At 72.0% G+C, this 13,781-nt stretch carries 10 protein-coding genes, 1 tRNA gene and 1 other RNA gene; 6 read left to right on the forward strand and 6 right to left on the reverse strand.

Annotated elements, in window-relative coordinates; translation table 11 throughout:
- Positions 1-5 precede the first annotated feature (5 nt).
- Positions 6-836 (reverse strand): alpha/beta fold hydrolase, encoded by an 831-nt coding sequence (locus ACN9MM_RS20510; protein WP_426364972.1) that lies wholly within the window; start codon positions 834-836, stop codon positions 6-8.
- 14 nt (positions 837-850) lie between these two features.
- Positions 851-1,828, reverse strand: coding sequence for a DUF5937 family protein (locus ACN9MM_RS20515; RefSeq protein WP_426364973.1), 978 nt, complete (start codon positions 1,826-1,828; stop codon positions 851-853).
- A 94-nt stretch (positions 1,829-1,922) separates the two neighbouring features.
- On the opposite strand from ACN9MM_RS20515, the gene ACN9MM_RS20520 reads away from it, so the two are divergent.
- The gene (locus tag ACN9MM_RS20520) at positions 1,923-3,137 is read left to right on the forward strand and encodes an MFS transporter (RefSeq protein WP_426364974.1); all 1,215 of its coding nucleotides are present in this window, start codon (positions 1,923-1,925) and stop codon (positions 3,135-3,137) included.
- A gap of 2 nt (positions 3,138-3,139) precedes the next feature.
- Here the strand turns inward: ACN9MM_RS20520 and ACN9MM_RS20525 are convergent, their stop codons facing one another.
- The 3 genes from ACN9MM_RS20525 to ACN9MM_RS20535 are packed head-to-tail and all read right to left on the reverse strand — an operon-like array spanning position 3,140 to position 6,567.
- Positions 3,140-5,392 carry an FtsX-like permease family protein gene (locus tag ACN9MM_RS20525; protein WP_426364975.1) on the reverse strand — a complete coding sequence of 751 codons (2,253 nt, stop codon included), beginning with the start codon at positions 5,390-5,392 and terminating at the stop codon, positions 3,140-3,142.
- Positions 5,389-6,063: an ABC transporter ATP-binding protein gene (locus ACN9MM_RS20530; RefSeq protein WP_426364976.1), complete on the reverse strand. Its 675-nt coding sequence runs from the start codon at positions 6,061-6,063 to the stop codon at positions 5,389-5,391. The genes ACN9MM_RS20525 and ACN9MM_RS20530 overlap by 4 nt, the downstream gene beginning before the upstream one ends.
- A 57-nt stretch (positions 6,064-6,120) precedes the next feature.
- Positions 6,121-6,567 (reverse strand): hypothetical protein, encoded by a 447-nt coding sequence (locus ACN9MM_RS20535; protein WP_426364977.1) that lies wholly within the window; start codon positions 6,565-6,567, stop codon positions 6,121-6,123.
- A 257-nt stretch (positions 6,568-6,824) separates the two neighbouring features.
- On the opposite strand from ACN9MM_RS20535, the gene ACN9MM_RS20540 reads away from it, so the two are divergent.
- Positions 6,825-7,394: a hypothetical protein gene (locus ACN9MM_RS20540; RefSeq protein WP_426364978.1), complete on the forward strand. Its 570-nt coding sequence runs from the start codon at positions 6,825-6,827 to the stop codon at positions 7,392-7,394.
- Positions 7,395-7,473: 79 nt separating this feature from the next.
- Here the strand turns inward: ACN9MM_RS20540 and ACN9MM_RS20545 are convergent.
- Positions 7,474-7,561, reverse strand: a tRNA-Ser gene (locus ACN9MM_RS20545).
- Positions 7,562-7,669: 108 nt separating this feature from the next.
- Between ACN9MM_RS20545 and ffs the strand changes: the two genes are divergently transcribed.
- The 4 genes from ffs to ACN9MM_RS20565 all read left to right on the forward strand — a co-directional run bounded on the left by ffs (position 7,670) and on the right by ACN9MM_RS20565 (position 13,646).
- An RNA gene (gene ffs, locus ACN9MM_RS20550) (signal recognition particle sRNA small type) lies at positions 7,670-7,768 on the forward strand.
- Positions 7,769-7,974: 206 nt separating this feature from the next.
- Positions 7,975-10,161 carry a DNA polymerase III subunit gamma and tau gene (locus tag ACN9MM_RS20555; protein ID WP_426364979.1) on the forward strand — a complete coding sequence of 729 codons (2,187 nt, stop codon included), beginning with the start codon at positions 7,975-7,977 and terminating at the stop codon, positions 10,159-10,161.
- Positions 10,162-10,222: 61 nt separating this feature from the next.
- Positions 10,223-11,473, forward strand: a complete 1,251-nt coding sequence (gene purD / locus ACN9MM_RS20560) for a phosphoribosylamine--glycine ligase (protein WP_426364980.1) — start codon at positions 10,223-10,225, stop codon at positions 11,471-11,473.
- A 280-nt stretch (positions 11,474-11,753) separates the two neighbouring features.
- Positions 11,754-13,646: a hypothetical protein gene (locus ACN9MM_RS20565; protein ID WP_426364981.1), complete on the forward strand. Its 1,893-nt coding sequence runs from the start codon at positions 11,754-11,756 to the stop codon at positions 13,644-13,646.
- The last annotated feature ends 135 nt before the right edge of the window (positions 13,647-13,781 follow it).

Consider the following 13,781-nt stretch of genomic DNA (forward strand, 5'->3'; position numbering starts at 1 on the left):
ACCCTTCAGAGGCCCGCACGGCGGACGAAGTCGAGAATCACCCGGCCCAGCTCGTCGGGCCGCTCCAGATGCACGTCGTGCCCGGCGCCGGGCAGGCTGAGGCCGTGGAGCCCGGGTCGCAGGCGGGCCATCTCCGCGTACTCGCCGCCGCCGATGATCCCGTCCTCCCCGAGGACGACGAGCGCGGGGCAGTCGACGGCCGACCACTCCTGCCAGAAGGCCCGGTGGGCGATCTCGTCGAGGGACCGTTCCATGACGTCGGGGTCGAAACGCGGCCAGAACCCGTCGCCGCGCGCCTCCAGGCCGTCGGCCCAGCCCTCCCCGACGGCCCGCTTCCCGTTCCCGAGGTACGCGACGGCCGCCTCCCGCGAGGGGAACGGCACCGGCCAGGCCCGCAGCCAGCCCCCGATCCGCTCCGGCAGACCGGGCTCGGCGCCCCCGGGCCCGGCCTCGACGAGGACGAGCGCGCGCGGCAGGCCGGGATGGGCGGCGGCGGTGAGGAGCGCGGTGTGCCCGCCGAGCGACTGGCCGACCAACAGAGGCCGTACGAGGCCGAGTTGGCCGACGACTTCGGCGACGTCGGCGACGTACGCGGCGCGGGAGACGTCCCCCGGGTGCCGCTCGCCTCCACCGTGCCCGCGCTGGTCGAGGGCGACGACCCGGTGCCCGGCGTCCCGGAGCAGCCGGGCGACGGCGTCCCACTCCCCGCAGTGACCGGCGAGCCCGTGGAGGAGGAGCGTGCCGGGCCCGGAGCCGCCCCAGTCGCGGCACGACAGACGTACTCCGTCACGCACGAGGGTCCGCTCGGTCCAATCGCCCGGGGAGGAAGAGGCCATGGACTCATCCTCCCTCACGGATGCAGCAGTTGATCGGCGACGGCGGTGCGTGCGTAGAGGACGGAGCGGCCGCTGCGGTGGGCGGTGACGAGACCGGCGTTGCGCAGCGCGATGAGGTGCTGGGAGACGCCGGCGGCGGACATGCCGCAGTGGGTGGCGAGCTGGGTGGTGGACGCGGGGGTGTCGAGCTCGGTGAGCAGCAGGGTCCGGGAGCGGCCGAGGACGGCGGCGACGGCGTCCGTGGCATCGGCGGTACGGGGCTCCCAGACGCTCCCGAAACCGCGTGCCGGGTAGGCGAGTTGGGGCGGATCGGGATGCACGGACCGGGTGAGGACCCGGGGCCAGACGAAGACCGAGGGGATGAGCAGCAGCCCGGAGCCGGCCTGGTCGCGGGTGAGCGCGCAGTGCCGCCGTACGAGGCGCAGGGTGCCGTCGTCCCACCGTACGGTCTCGTGGAGTTCGCTCAGGACCCGCGCCGAGCCGTGCTCGGCGACCTGCCGGGCCCGGTGGAAGACGTCGGCCTCCAGGACCTTCTGGACGCGGGCCCAGTAGGGGGCGAGGGCGAGCTCCCAGTACGCCTCGATCTCGTCCGCGACCTTGGGCAGGACGGCCCGGGGGTCCTCGCGCAGCAGCCGGAGCCGGGCCCCGTCGACGCCGTTCCGCTCCAGGGCGTCGAGGTCGTCCCGTACGTCCGCGGCGGACGCGCCGCGCACGGCATCGAGTTCCGCTTCGAGGGTGGGGAAGGGTCCGGCGGGGGTGGGGTTGAGGAAGTCGGCGATGTAGCCGCGGGCGGGGACGAGGGCGGCGAGCCAGCCGCGGTCGAGTCCGGCGCGCACGATCCGGGGCCGCACCTGGGCGGCCCAGCGTCCGTGCGGGGCGGAGTCGGGGTGGTGGGCGACGATCCGGTAGCTGGTGACGACCTCCCACATGGGGGAGACGGCGAAACGGGTCTGGGCGAGATCGGCGGCGGAGAAACTGAGCCCGGCTTCCATGCGTCGCACATCCTGGAGTCGGCGAAAGGGCGAATGGATTCGTCCTGAGCTTAATCATTGGAGGGGGGAGGGGAGGGAAAAGCAAGCTCCCCCCATGCCTTCATCCAGCAGCACGACACCCTCCGCGTTCCGTGGCCTCCCGTCCGTGGTCTGGACGATCTTCGCGGGAACGATCGTCAACCGACTCGGCTACCTCGTCACGCCGTTCCTGGTCTTCTTCCTCGCCTCGCGGGGAGTGACCGGCACGGAGACCTCGTACGTGCTCGGCGCCCTCGGCGCGGGCAACCTCATCGGCCCCGCCGTGGGCGGCGTCCTCGCCGACCGCATCGGCCGCCGCCCCACCATGCTGATCGGCCTGATCGGCGCGGCGGCGGCGCAGGGCGCCCTCTTCCTGGCGCCGGGAGTGTGGACGATGGCGGCGGCGGCGCTGCTGATCAGCGCCGCCGGCAGCACGGTCTCCCCCGCGGCGTACGCCCTGCTCGCCGACGCCGTCGACAGCGAACGGCGCCGCCGCGCGTACGCCCTCTTCGGCTGGGGCGTGAACATCGGCACGGCGGCGGCGGGCGTCCTGGGCGGCTACCTGGCGGCCCAGGGCTACTGGCTGCTGTTCGCCGTCGACGCGGGCTCGATGCTGCTGTACGCGCTGGTGGTGACGGTCCGCCTGAAGGAACCGAAGCGTTCCGCCGCGGACCATCCGGCGGCGAAGGATGGAATCGGCTACGGGGTCGTGGCCCGGGACCGCCTGGCCCTGCTCCTGCTCCCGATCTTCGGCGTCCAGCTCTTCGTGTACTCGCTGACCGAGGTCGCGCTCCCGCTCGCCGTCCGCGACAGCGGCCTCTCCCCGACGGTGTACGGGGCGATGGTGGCCGTCAACGCGGTCATGGTGGTCGCGCTCCAGCCCTTCGCGACGGCGTGGCTGTCCCGATTCCCGCAGCTGGTGGTGGAGAGCACGGGAAGCGCGCTGATCGCGCTGGGCGTCGCGCTGACCGGCCTCGCCGACGGCGTCGCCGGCTACACGGTGTCGGTCGTCGTCTGGTCGCTCGGCGAGGTCGCGGTCGCGGGCATCGCGGCCGGCATCTTCGCCAACCTGGCCCCGGAACACGCCCGGGGCCGCTACCAGGGCGCGTTCAGCTGGACCTGGGGCGTGGCCCGCTTCGGGGCGCTGACGGCGGGCGTGGCGGCGTACACGACGCTGGGCCCGGGAGCCCTGTGGTGGACGGCGCTGCTGGCGGGAACGGCGGCGGCGGCGGTCACGCTGGCCCTCAGGACCCGCATCGAGCGCCGCACGGCGCACGAACTGGCGGCGTGAGGTCAGTCCCGCCGAATGTGCTCGGGATCGATGTGCCGCCGCACCATGGGAACGGACGCGACGGCGGCGGCGAGGACGACCCCCAGAGCGCAGGCGAACAGCAGGGGCAGCCCTTCCCAGTCCCAGTGCACCGCGCCACCCCCGGTGATCAGGTAACTGGACTCGGCGAGCCACCCGGCGACGATGGCGGCCCCGAGCCCCACGACCAACGGCAACACCACCTGCACCACCTGCACCACCCGCAAGGTCCCGGCCCGAGCCCCCAACAGGACGAGCGCGGCGACCTGCCCCCGCCGCTCCATGGCCCGATCGGCCACGGACACGACAAACGCGGCAACCCCGATGACGAGCCCGAGCACCATCCCCACGACGAGCAGACTCCGGATGACGGTCAACTGAGCGAGCGAGTCGATGACAATCCCGACGGGCTCAACGGAAGCGGTAGGAGCCACGGCCCCCACCCCATCGAGCACGGCACGAACGGTGCCGGGATCGGCACTACTCACGAGGGTGAGGGTGCCGTCTGCGTCCGCCAGGTCGGGGGGGAGGAGGGAGGGGGGGACGAGTAGGGCGCCTGCCTCGAAGACGGAGATGTCCCAGGGACGCACGCTGATCTGTTCGCGTGGCACGGTGAGACTGACCTTCCGGCCGTCTTTCAGCGCGAAGAGGTAGGTCTCACCAGCCTTCGGGCCGTAGTCGGACACCGTGCGGTTGTCGTGCAGCTGCATGATCTGCCCGTCCAGACAGCCAGTGGCTCGCTGGGTGTACGCCGTGAGCTGTTCGCAATCTGCAGCCACCACTTCGGCGTGTGTCACATCGGTCCCATCCAAGGGATCCCAGGAGCCGTACGAGACGATCGCCGTCCGTACGCCCGCAACGCCTTCTAGCGCCTTGCGCTGGGCCTGCGATACGTCGTTCAGACGGATGTCGTACTCCTGAAGTGGAGCCGTGCGCCGACTGACCTGGTCCAACTCGATCAGGACCCCCTGCGTGAGCGAAGCTCCGAACACGAGCAGTACGAGCCCCGTGACCACCCGAAGAGAGGACCCGGGGTCGACTTCTGTACGCCGCAGGGCCAAGGCGACGGGCACTGACTTCGTTACGCCGGCCAGCTGCCGTGCGAACCAGGCGGTGATGGGAGCCAAGCCGAAGACGAGCCCAGCGCCGGTCAACAGCACGGCACCGGGGACCAGCAGGGAGCTGGCTGATCCCCCGGACGGATCCCGCCCCATGATGCTGAGAACGCAGTACCCGACGATGATCCCGAGCCCCGGGACCAGAAGCAGCATGCCGAATTTCTTCGGAGGCTTGCTCTCCCCGGTCCGCCGCACACTGATCGGTGACAGGGCGGCCTGCCGTGCACTGAACTGCCCCACGACCCATGCGAGCGCCGGGCATCCGAGCAAACACAATGCGATGGTCGTTCCCTCGGGGCGCCCATCAGCCGGATACCAGTGCAGTCCGGGCAGCCCGACCCGCGCCATGGCCTCGTTGATGCCGAGATAGGCCACGATGCCGATCAGGGCGCCGAGCGCGGCGGCGATCACGCTCTCCCCGGCATTGACTCGCCGGGTGTCCTTGGCGCTGAGCCCGACAAGCCGAAGCGCCGCGAGTCGACGCGCACGGGATTCCCCGGAAAGCCGGGCACAGACGGAGAGAAAGGTGACGAGGGGGAGTAGAACGATGCAGCCGAGGGTGAACCGCAGGGTGCTGAGGGTCGAGGGATCGACGACCGGCCGCCACGATTTGCCGATCCCGAAGCCGCCGAGTGACTCTGCGGCAGGCAGTTGGGCTCGCGCGATTCCGATGTAGGCGTACAGGTCGTCGGAGCCACCCAGCCCCTCCGGGGCGATTGTGCCCACTACGCGGCCGGGGACAAGGCCTGCTGCTCGCGGATTGGCTGCCAGGATCTCGCCGAGTCTCGGTGACACGACCGCCTCACCGGCACTTGGAAGCCTGTCGATACCTGGTGGTACCGGCGTCGGCCCGGTCCGTGTCCGAGCGACGAAGACTCGATGAAGCGGCTGGGATCCGTACGGATCGTTGAACTCGCGGTAGACGATGTTGCTCGCCCCAGGGCGCGGCTCACGGGCCGCTGCGCGAGCGTCGTGAGCGCTCAGGATCGAGGGAATGGTCAGCACAGCTGCAAGGCACGCCACGCCGAGCGCGGACCCAAGCGTCATCAAGAGAAAGCGGACCTGTCCCCTTCGCCCGCTGACCCATAACAGGCGCATTCCTAGGAGGAAGGTGCTCACACCGCCACCCGTTGTGCCAGGACGCCGTCCGACATCGTGTACTGCGTGTCTGCCTTGGCGGCGACGTCTGAATCGTGCGTGACGATGACTACGGCTGTCTTCTGGCGCCGCGCCAATTGGAGGAACTCATCTAGCACCGCAGCTGCGTTGGCGCTGTCGAGCGCCCCGGTCGGCTCGTCTGCGAACACGACGTCCGGCCGGTGGACCAAGGCCCGCGCGACTGCCACGCGCTGACTCTGGCCTCCCGACAGCTTTGACGTCCTGCGCCGCAGTAGATCCCCCATGCCTAGCCGCCCCAGAACCTGGGCGGCCATGGCGTGGGCATGGGCCTTGCTAATCCCGGCGAGCCTGAGAGGCAGCGCCGCGTTCTCCTCGACGGTCAGCTCCGGTAGTAGTTCCCCGTACTGGAACACGAAGCCCAGGCGCGTTCGGCGCAATGCGCTGAGTTCCCCGTCGGGGAGGCACGAGAGCTGCACTCCGTCGAAGGTAACCGTGCCGCTGGAGGGCGGCAGGACTCCGGCGAGGCAGTACAGCAGGGACGACTTGCCCGAGCCGCTGCTGCCCATGATGGCGGCCACTTCGCCGCGCTTGAGCGTGAAATCAGCACCGAATACAGCCTGTTGGGTGCCGTAGAAGAGGTCCACGCCCTCGGCGCGGAGGATGACATCCATCGTGGTGCGCTCCCTGGAGGATGGGAGCCGCGCGTCGACGGCTCCCAGAACCATCGACTATCGCCGAGCGAACAGCCGCTCGGGCGAGCAGCTGTCCGGCCGGAAGGCGCCACGATCGAGGCATACTTGCAGCCGAACTTCGTTGGTCTTCAGGACGGCACCGTCGGAGAAGACCCTGTCGATTTTGATGTCCTTCTTCTGGACACCCCTGATCTCCCCCCACGGATAACCCGCTACCTTCACTCGCAGGTAGACGTTGTGGCCGTCGTTGTCGGCATCGTCACGCAGGAGTCCCTTCACGTGGAGTCCGCTTGGGATCTTGTTCGGGCGCTCCCACTGCTGCGTGCCGACGAACGCTGCGCCGGGCGTCTGTAGGACCAACTTGTGCGGCGAGTCGGCCGCGGCCACCCCCATCCCTCCGAAGAACAACCCCGCAGCCACCGCAGCTGCCGCCAACTTCCTCATCGATTTCCCCTGGTTGAAGTGAATGTGCCGACTGGTCATCACAGAAAGTATCGGCATCACTACAGACAGGATCGAGCAGGAACGTCCCTCCGCCGGATCACCCCCCGATCCAGTGAACGAACCCCTCCGGGCCCCCACTCAGTCCTGCGGGCCACTTCCGGGGAGTGGGCTTGTCGGTGGGAAGGGCTTGATCGGTTTCTGCCCGTAGCCGGCGCCGCGGCGGCCTCGGGCTCGTAGGAGTGATCAGCCGGTGCGCCTGCGTGAAAGGGTGCGGTGCCGTCCCCAAGGATGCGCGCATGCGTCCTTCCCCTTCCGTTTCCCTGGTGCGCCGCGCCCTCGTCCCCCTCGTCGCCGCCGTCGCCCTCCTCGGTACGGCCGGTTCGGCCGCGGCCGGGGCCGTGGAGGCCTGTGGTTCCGTCATCACGGCCCCGCTCGCCCCGCCCGTCCCCGCCGACGACCCCTGTCCCAGTGCCGACCCCGTCGTGTGCCGGATCCGCGTCCTGCCGATGGACGAGAAGGTCGAGGCCCAGCGGACCCGGATGCGGTACCACGGGCTCCTGGAGGACATGCACCGCACGGAGGCCGACATGCGCGCGGCGGGCTTCACCGACGAGGAGATCGCGCGTGAGCTCGTCGACATGCGGAACCAGGCCAAGGAGATCACCCGCGCCGGCATGACCCCGGAGGAGGTCCGCGTCCTGGAGGAGCGGAACATCGCCAAGTACGGAAACCCGCTCGGCCCCACCGCGGATCAGCTGTACGCCAAGTACGGCTCCTGGCAGCAGGTCATCGACGCGTCGATGCGCACCAGCTACGCCGTCGACCGTGAGCTGAGCCTCGAGTACCGCCCCTGCCCCGTCGTCTAGAAGGACGGCACACACGGCATACGTCGAAGGGCCCCACCGCGAACGGTGGGGCCCTTCGACATCGTGCCCGGTGAGGCACTGGCGGAGGATACGAGATTCGAACTCGTGAGGGGTTGCCCCCAACACGCTTTCCAAGCGTGCGCCCTAGGCCACTAGGCGAATCCTCCGCGGCAAACAATACAAGACGTTGAGGGGTGCTCGCGAACGTGATCCGTAACGAGTTCCTCGGGACGTCATCGGGGGGTCGGAGGGGTCCCGGCATCGGGTACTCTGGGCGGAGCCCCTCACGCGGTGCTATCTGACTGAACTCCCCCAGGGCCGGAAGGCAGCAAGGGTAGGTCGGCTCTGGCAGGTGCGTGGGGGGCGCTTGCGTTCCCCGGGCCCAGCGCTCGGATTCAGCGCCCGGGCCCAGTGCCCGAGCCCAGTGCCCGAGCCCAGTGCTCGGACTCAGCGCTCGGACTCTGCGCTCGGGCCCAGTGCCCGGCCCGCCCCCGGCCCGTCCCGGATCCCGCTCCGGGTCCACCCGCCCCGGCGTCTCGTTTTTCCCGGGTTGTCGGTGGGCGCCTATAACCTCGTATACGTGTCGTCTCTCGCGCTGTACCGCCGCTATCGCCCCGAGTCCTTCGCCGAGGTCATCGGGCAGGAGCATGTCACCGACCCGTTGCAGCAGGCCCTGCGGAACAACCGGGTCAATCACGCGTACCTGTTCAGCGGGCCCCGCGGGTGTGGCAAGACGACCAGCGCGCGCATCCTCGCGCGGTGTCTGAACTGTGAGCAGGGGCCCACGCCGACGCCCTGCGGCGAGTGCCAGTCCTGCCGCGACCTCGCGCGGAACGGGCCCGGGTCCATCGACGTCATCGAGATCGACGCCGCTTCGCACGGTGGTGTGGACGACGCCCGTGACCTGCGCGAGAAGGCCTTCTTCGGGCCCGCGTCCAGCCGGTACAAGATCTACATCATCGACGAGGCCCACATGGTCACCTCGGCGGGCTTCAACGCCCTGCTGAAGGTGGTCGAGGAGCCGCCGGAGCACCTCAAGTTCATCTTCGCCACGACCGAGCCCGAGAAGGTCATCGGGACCATCCGGTCGCGGACCCACCACTACCCCTTCCGGCTCGTGCCGCCGGGGACGCTCCGGGACTACCTCGGCGAGGTGTGCGGGCGGGAGGGGATTCCCGTCGAGGACGGCGTGCTGCCGCTGGTCGTCCGCTCCGGCGCCGGTTCCGTGCGTGACTCGATGTCCGTGATGGACCAGCTGCTCGCCGGCGCCGCCGACGACGGTGTGACGTACGCCATGGCCACCTCTCTTCTGGGCTACACGGACGGCTCCCTGCTCGACTCCGTCGTCGACGCGTTCGCGGCCGGTGACGGCGCCGCCGCCTTCGAGGTCGTCGACCGCGTCATCGAGGGCGGGAACGACCCCCGTCGGTTCGTCGCCGATCTGCTGGAGCGGCTGCGGGATCTCGTGATCCTCGCCGCCGTCCCCGACGCCGCCGAGAAGGGCCTCATCGACGCCCCCGTCGACGTCATCGAGCGCATGCAGGCGCAGGCGTCGGTGTTCGGTGCGGCCGAGCTCAGCCGGGCCGCCGATCTCGTGAACGCCGGTCTGACGGAGATGCGCGGCGCCACCTCGCCCCGGCTCCAGCTGGAGCTGATCTGCGCGCGCGTGCTGCTCCCCGCCGCCTTCGACGACGAGCGTTCCCTCCAGGCGCGCCTCGACCGGCTGGAGCGCGGCGCGGCCGCCGCGCCCGCTCCGGTGTTCACTCCCGGGCCCCCGGCGCCGGCCATGGGGTACGTGCCCGGGCCCGAGGCCCACACCCCGATGGCCCCGCCCCCGCTCCCGCCGGCCACGGCGCAGCAGCACGCCCCCGTCCAGCAGCCCGCCCCCGTCCAGCAGCCCGCCCCCGTCCAGCAGCCCGCCCCCGTCCAGCAGCCCGCCCCCGTCCAGCAGGCCCCCGCCCCCGCCCCCGTGCACGAGCAGCAGGCTCCCGCCGCCGCCCGGCCCGGGGCGTGGCCCGGTGCCGCCACCCCCGGCAGCGGTGCGCCCGGCGCCTGGCCCGGCGCGTCCGCGCCCGCCGCCCCGGCCCCCGCGCCCGTACACGCGCAGCCCGCCCCGCAGGCCCCCGCGCCCGCGCCCGCCTCCAGCGGCGGGGACACCGCCCAGGTGCGGAACCTGTGGCCGCAGATCCTCGACGCCGTGAAGAACCGGCGCCGCTTCACCTGGATCCTGCTCAGCCAGAACGCCCAGGTGGCCGGCTTCGACGGCACGACGCTCCAGCTCGGCTTCCTCAACGCCGGCGCCCGCGACAACTTCGCGAGCAGCGGCAGCGAGGAGGTCCTCAAGCAGGCCCTCGCCGAGCAGTTCAACGTGAACTGGAAGATCGAGGCGATCATCGACCCCTCGGGCGGCGCCACGCCCCCGCCCGCCGCCACCGGCTTCGGCGGCTCCGGAGGTACCGGAGGCTTCGGCGGAGGAGGGGGAGGCGGCGGCTTCGGCGGTCGTCCCGCCGCTCCCGCGCCCGCCTTCCAGCAGGCCCCGCCGCCCGCCCCCGTACAGGCGCAGTCGGCTCCGGCCCCGGCCTTCCAGCAGGCGCCGCCGCCCGCTCCCGCGCCCGCGTACGCGCCCCCGGCTCCGCAGCCTGTGGCCCCCGAGGACGACGTCCCGGAGGAGGACGACCCGGACCTCGTCGACTCCGCCCTCTCGGGGCACGACCTGATCGTGCGCGAGCTGGGAGCCACGGTTGTGGAGGAATACACGAACGAGTAGGGGCGTCTCGCTCGGTGGCCCGCACAAGGGGCATCCCGTCCCGCGGGCTACTCTGGCAGGCGTGAAGGTCCTCGTCATCGGCGGCGGCGCCCGCGAACACGCCCTGTGCCGCTCTCTCTCCCTCGATCCCGACGTCACCGCTCTGCACTGCGCGCCCGGCAACGCCGGAATCGCGGAGGTCGCCGAGCTGCACCCCGTCGACCAGCTGGACGGCGCGGCCGTGACCGCGCTCGCCACCGAGCTCGGCGCCGACCTGGTCGTCGTCGGCCCGGAGGCCCCGCTCGTCGCCGGAGTCGCCGACGCCGTCCGCGCGGCCGGCATCCCGGTCTTCGGCCCGTCGCGTGAGGCGGCGCGGCTGGAGGGCTCCAAGGCCTTCGCCAAGGACGTCATGGCCGGCGCCGGGGTCCCCACCGCCCGTAGCTACGTCTGCACGACCCCGGCCGAGATCGACGAGGCGCTCGACGCCTTCGGTGCTCCGTACGTGGTGAAGGACGACGGCCTGGCCGCCGGAAAGGGCGTCGTCGTCACCGACGACGTCGAGCGGGCCCGCGCCCACGCGCTCGCCTGCGACCGGGTGGTCATCGAGGAGTACCTCGACGGCCCCGAGGTCTCCCTCTTCGCGATCACCGACGGCACGACCGTCCTTCCGCTGAAGCCCGCGCAGGACTTCAAGCGCGCGCTCGACGGCGACGAGGGCCCGAACACCGGCGGCATGGGCGCCTACTCGCCGCTGCCCTGGGCCGATCCGAAGCTGGTCGAGGAGGTCCTGGAGACCGTCCTGCAGCCGACGGTCGACGAGCTGCGCCGCCGCGGAACGCCGTTCTCCGGTCTGCTGTACGCGGGTCTGGCGATCACCGGCCGCGGCGTACGGGTCATCGAGTTCAACGCGCGCTTCGGCGACCCGGAGACCCAGGTCGTGCTGGCCCGTCTGAAGACCCCGCTCGCGGGTGTCCTGCTGAACTCCGCCAACGGCACCCTGGACGACCAGGCGCCGCTGGCCTGGAGCGACGAGGCCGCCGTCACCGTGGTCGTGGCCTCCCACAACTACCCGGAGACCCCGCGCACGGGCGACCCGATCGAGGGCCTGGACGAGGTCGCCGAGAAGGACGCCCCGCACGCGTACGTGCTCCACGCCGGTACGAGGCGGGACGGCGACGCGGTCGTCAGCGCGGGCGGCCGGGTCCTCTCGGTCACCGCCACCGGAACGGACCTGGCGCAGGCCCGCGAGCGGGCGTACGCGGCGGTCGGCCGCATCCGCCTTGACGGTTCGCAGCACCGTACGGACATCGCGAGGAAGGCCGCCGAGGCCTGATATCGCTTGTTTTCTCCTGAATCCTCGTGATTCCTCTTGTGGCCGTGTGGTGCGGAAGCTGTGAACCACACGGCCACAACTGCGCCATCACCTTTACCCAAAGCCATTCCATCGAGTGACGGCTCGGCCATACGGATGACTCCCGCCCATGCCCCAACTAGGGTGCGGCGAAGGCATTCCGGCACTTGGCCCACCGGCATTGCGATGTCAGTGGCGGGTGCCACAGTGGGGGAGTGAGCAACACCGCCACAGGCAGTCCCGTCGAGGACAGGAGGGGGTGATGAACGGCGTGTCCGGTACCGGTTCCGTTGTCGGCGAGGAGTGGGGTGCGCGCGCCGCGCGCTCCCGGGCCCTCGCCGTCCTCCGCGTCCGCGGCAGGGCGCTGGGCCTCGCGGTGCTGCCCGCGGCGGTCGCCGTCGTCCTGTACGCGGGCGGGGTCACCGGCCACTTCACCGGAGCGGCCTGGGACACGGCCCGCTGGGTCGTGACCGTCCTCGCCGTGCTCGTCCTCCTCGCCGCCGCCGCCGTCGCCCTCGTGGTGGCCCGGGCCCGTCCGGCGGCCACACCGACGGTGGAGCTCGCCGAGACCGCCGCCCCCGATCTGTACCGGCTCGTCCGCGACCTGGCCGACCGGCTCGGCGTCCCGCCGCCCGCCGCGATAGCCCTCACTCCGGACTGCGACAGCTGGCTGGAGGACCGCACGCACCGGGCGCACCGCCTCCACCGCACGACCAGCGGCGACGGCGCCCCGGTCCTGGTCATAGGCTCGCCCTTCCTGTGGTGGATGCGCGTCGGCGAGCTGCGGGCGGTCCTCGCCCCGGTCGTCGCCGGTACGGGACCGGCCGCCCACCCCGACATAGCCGCGGCCCGCCGTTTCATCCGCGGTCTGGACGCCGCCGTCGCCGTGCCCCTGGACTCCCGCCTCGACCCGCTCCGCCGCCTCGGCGCGCACGGTGTCGGTCAGGTCGCCCGCGTGCTGCTGCACGCCTGCCGCGGGCACGCCGCCGAGATGGAGCGCGGGGTCGCCGCCGCCGGCTCGGAGCGCGCCCAGGCCGTGGACTACGGCGTACGGATCGTCGCCCAGGAGCAGGTCGGCCTGGCCTACGCGGGCTGGGACCGTCTGCTCACCCGGGTCGCGCTGCCCGCCTGGCGCATGGGCCGCTGGCCCGCCAAGCTCGACGCGGGCGTGGTCTCCGCGCTGACCGAGCTCTCCCGCCGCGACCGGCTCGCGGAGAGCTTCTCCTCCCGGCTCGGCGAGCGTCCCGCCTGCGACCTCCTGGAGGAGCCCGGCGCCGTCGACGAGGCCACCTCGCTGCTCGCCGCCCGCCTCTTCCACGGCGGCCCCGCCGAGCCCGGCCCCGACTGGGCCCCGGTGGAGTGGAGCCAGTACCCGGAGGAGGTCGTCGACCGGAAGTGGCGCACCGACGCGGCCCGCCTGCACCAGGTCCTCGACGGCCTGGGCGTGGCCGCGGCCTCCGGCGACCGGGCCGCCGACGCGGCCGGCCCGACCCTGACCCAGGTGATGGCCCACCTGACGACGCCGTCCCCCACGACGCCGTCCCCCAAGGGGCCGGTCCCCGTGGGCAGCGACGACGGACACGACGCCGAGCATGGCGACGAGCACGGCGCCGCCCACGAAGACGCCCACGACGACACGTACGAAGACACGCGCGACGCCGGCCACGACGACGAGGACGATCAGCCGGGCAACCCCGCCGCCGACGCGCTCGCCGGAGCGCTCAGCGCGCTCCTCGCGCGGGAGGAGGCGGCCCGGGAGGCCCGGGTCGTGGCGGCGGCCGAGACCGCCCGCGCCGCCGACAAGAGCCGGAAACCCGCCCGTACGGCCGAGAAGGGCCGGACGACCGCTCCGCACGTGGCGGTCAGCGGCCCCGACGGGCCCCTGCCGCTGTTCCCGCTCCAGCCGCCCCGTACCGGGCGCGACCTGCTCGCCGACCACGTGACCGCGATGGTCTGCTGTGCGGCCGTCGACACCGCCGAGGCCGCTCCGGGCCTGGACTGGCTCGACGGGCCCACCCTGCTCGTCGGCGGCGAGCGCGCGGCGGACCTCGGTCCCCGGGTCCTCGCGCTCGTCGAGGACGGCGACCCGGAGCCCCTGCGGGCCTGGCTCACGCTCACAGGGGTGCGCCCGGAGAAGCCCGTACGCCTGGTCTGAGAGCCCGCGGAACCGGTTGGGACCGGAGCCCCTGCTTCCACTCTCGTCAATTCACGACGAACGGTGACGGAGTGCGTGCGTTATGTGATGTGCTGGAGACCGTCACTGACAGAGGCACGCACCACAGGCAACGAA

It is taken from the genome of Streptomyces sp. E-08 (assembly GCF_049913095.1).
Lineage (GTDB): Bacteria > Actinomycetota > Actinomycetes > Streptomycetales > Streptomycetaceae > Streptomyces.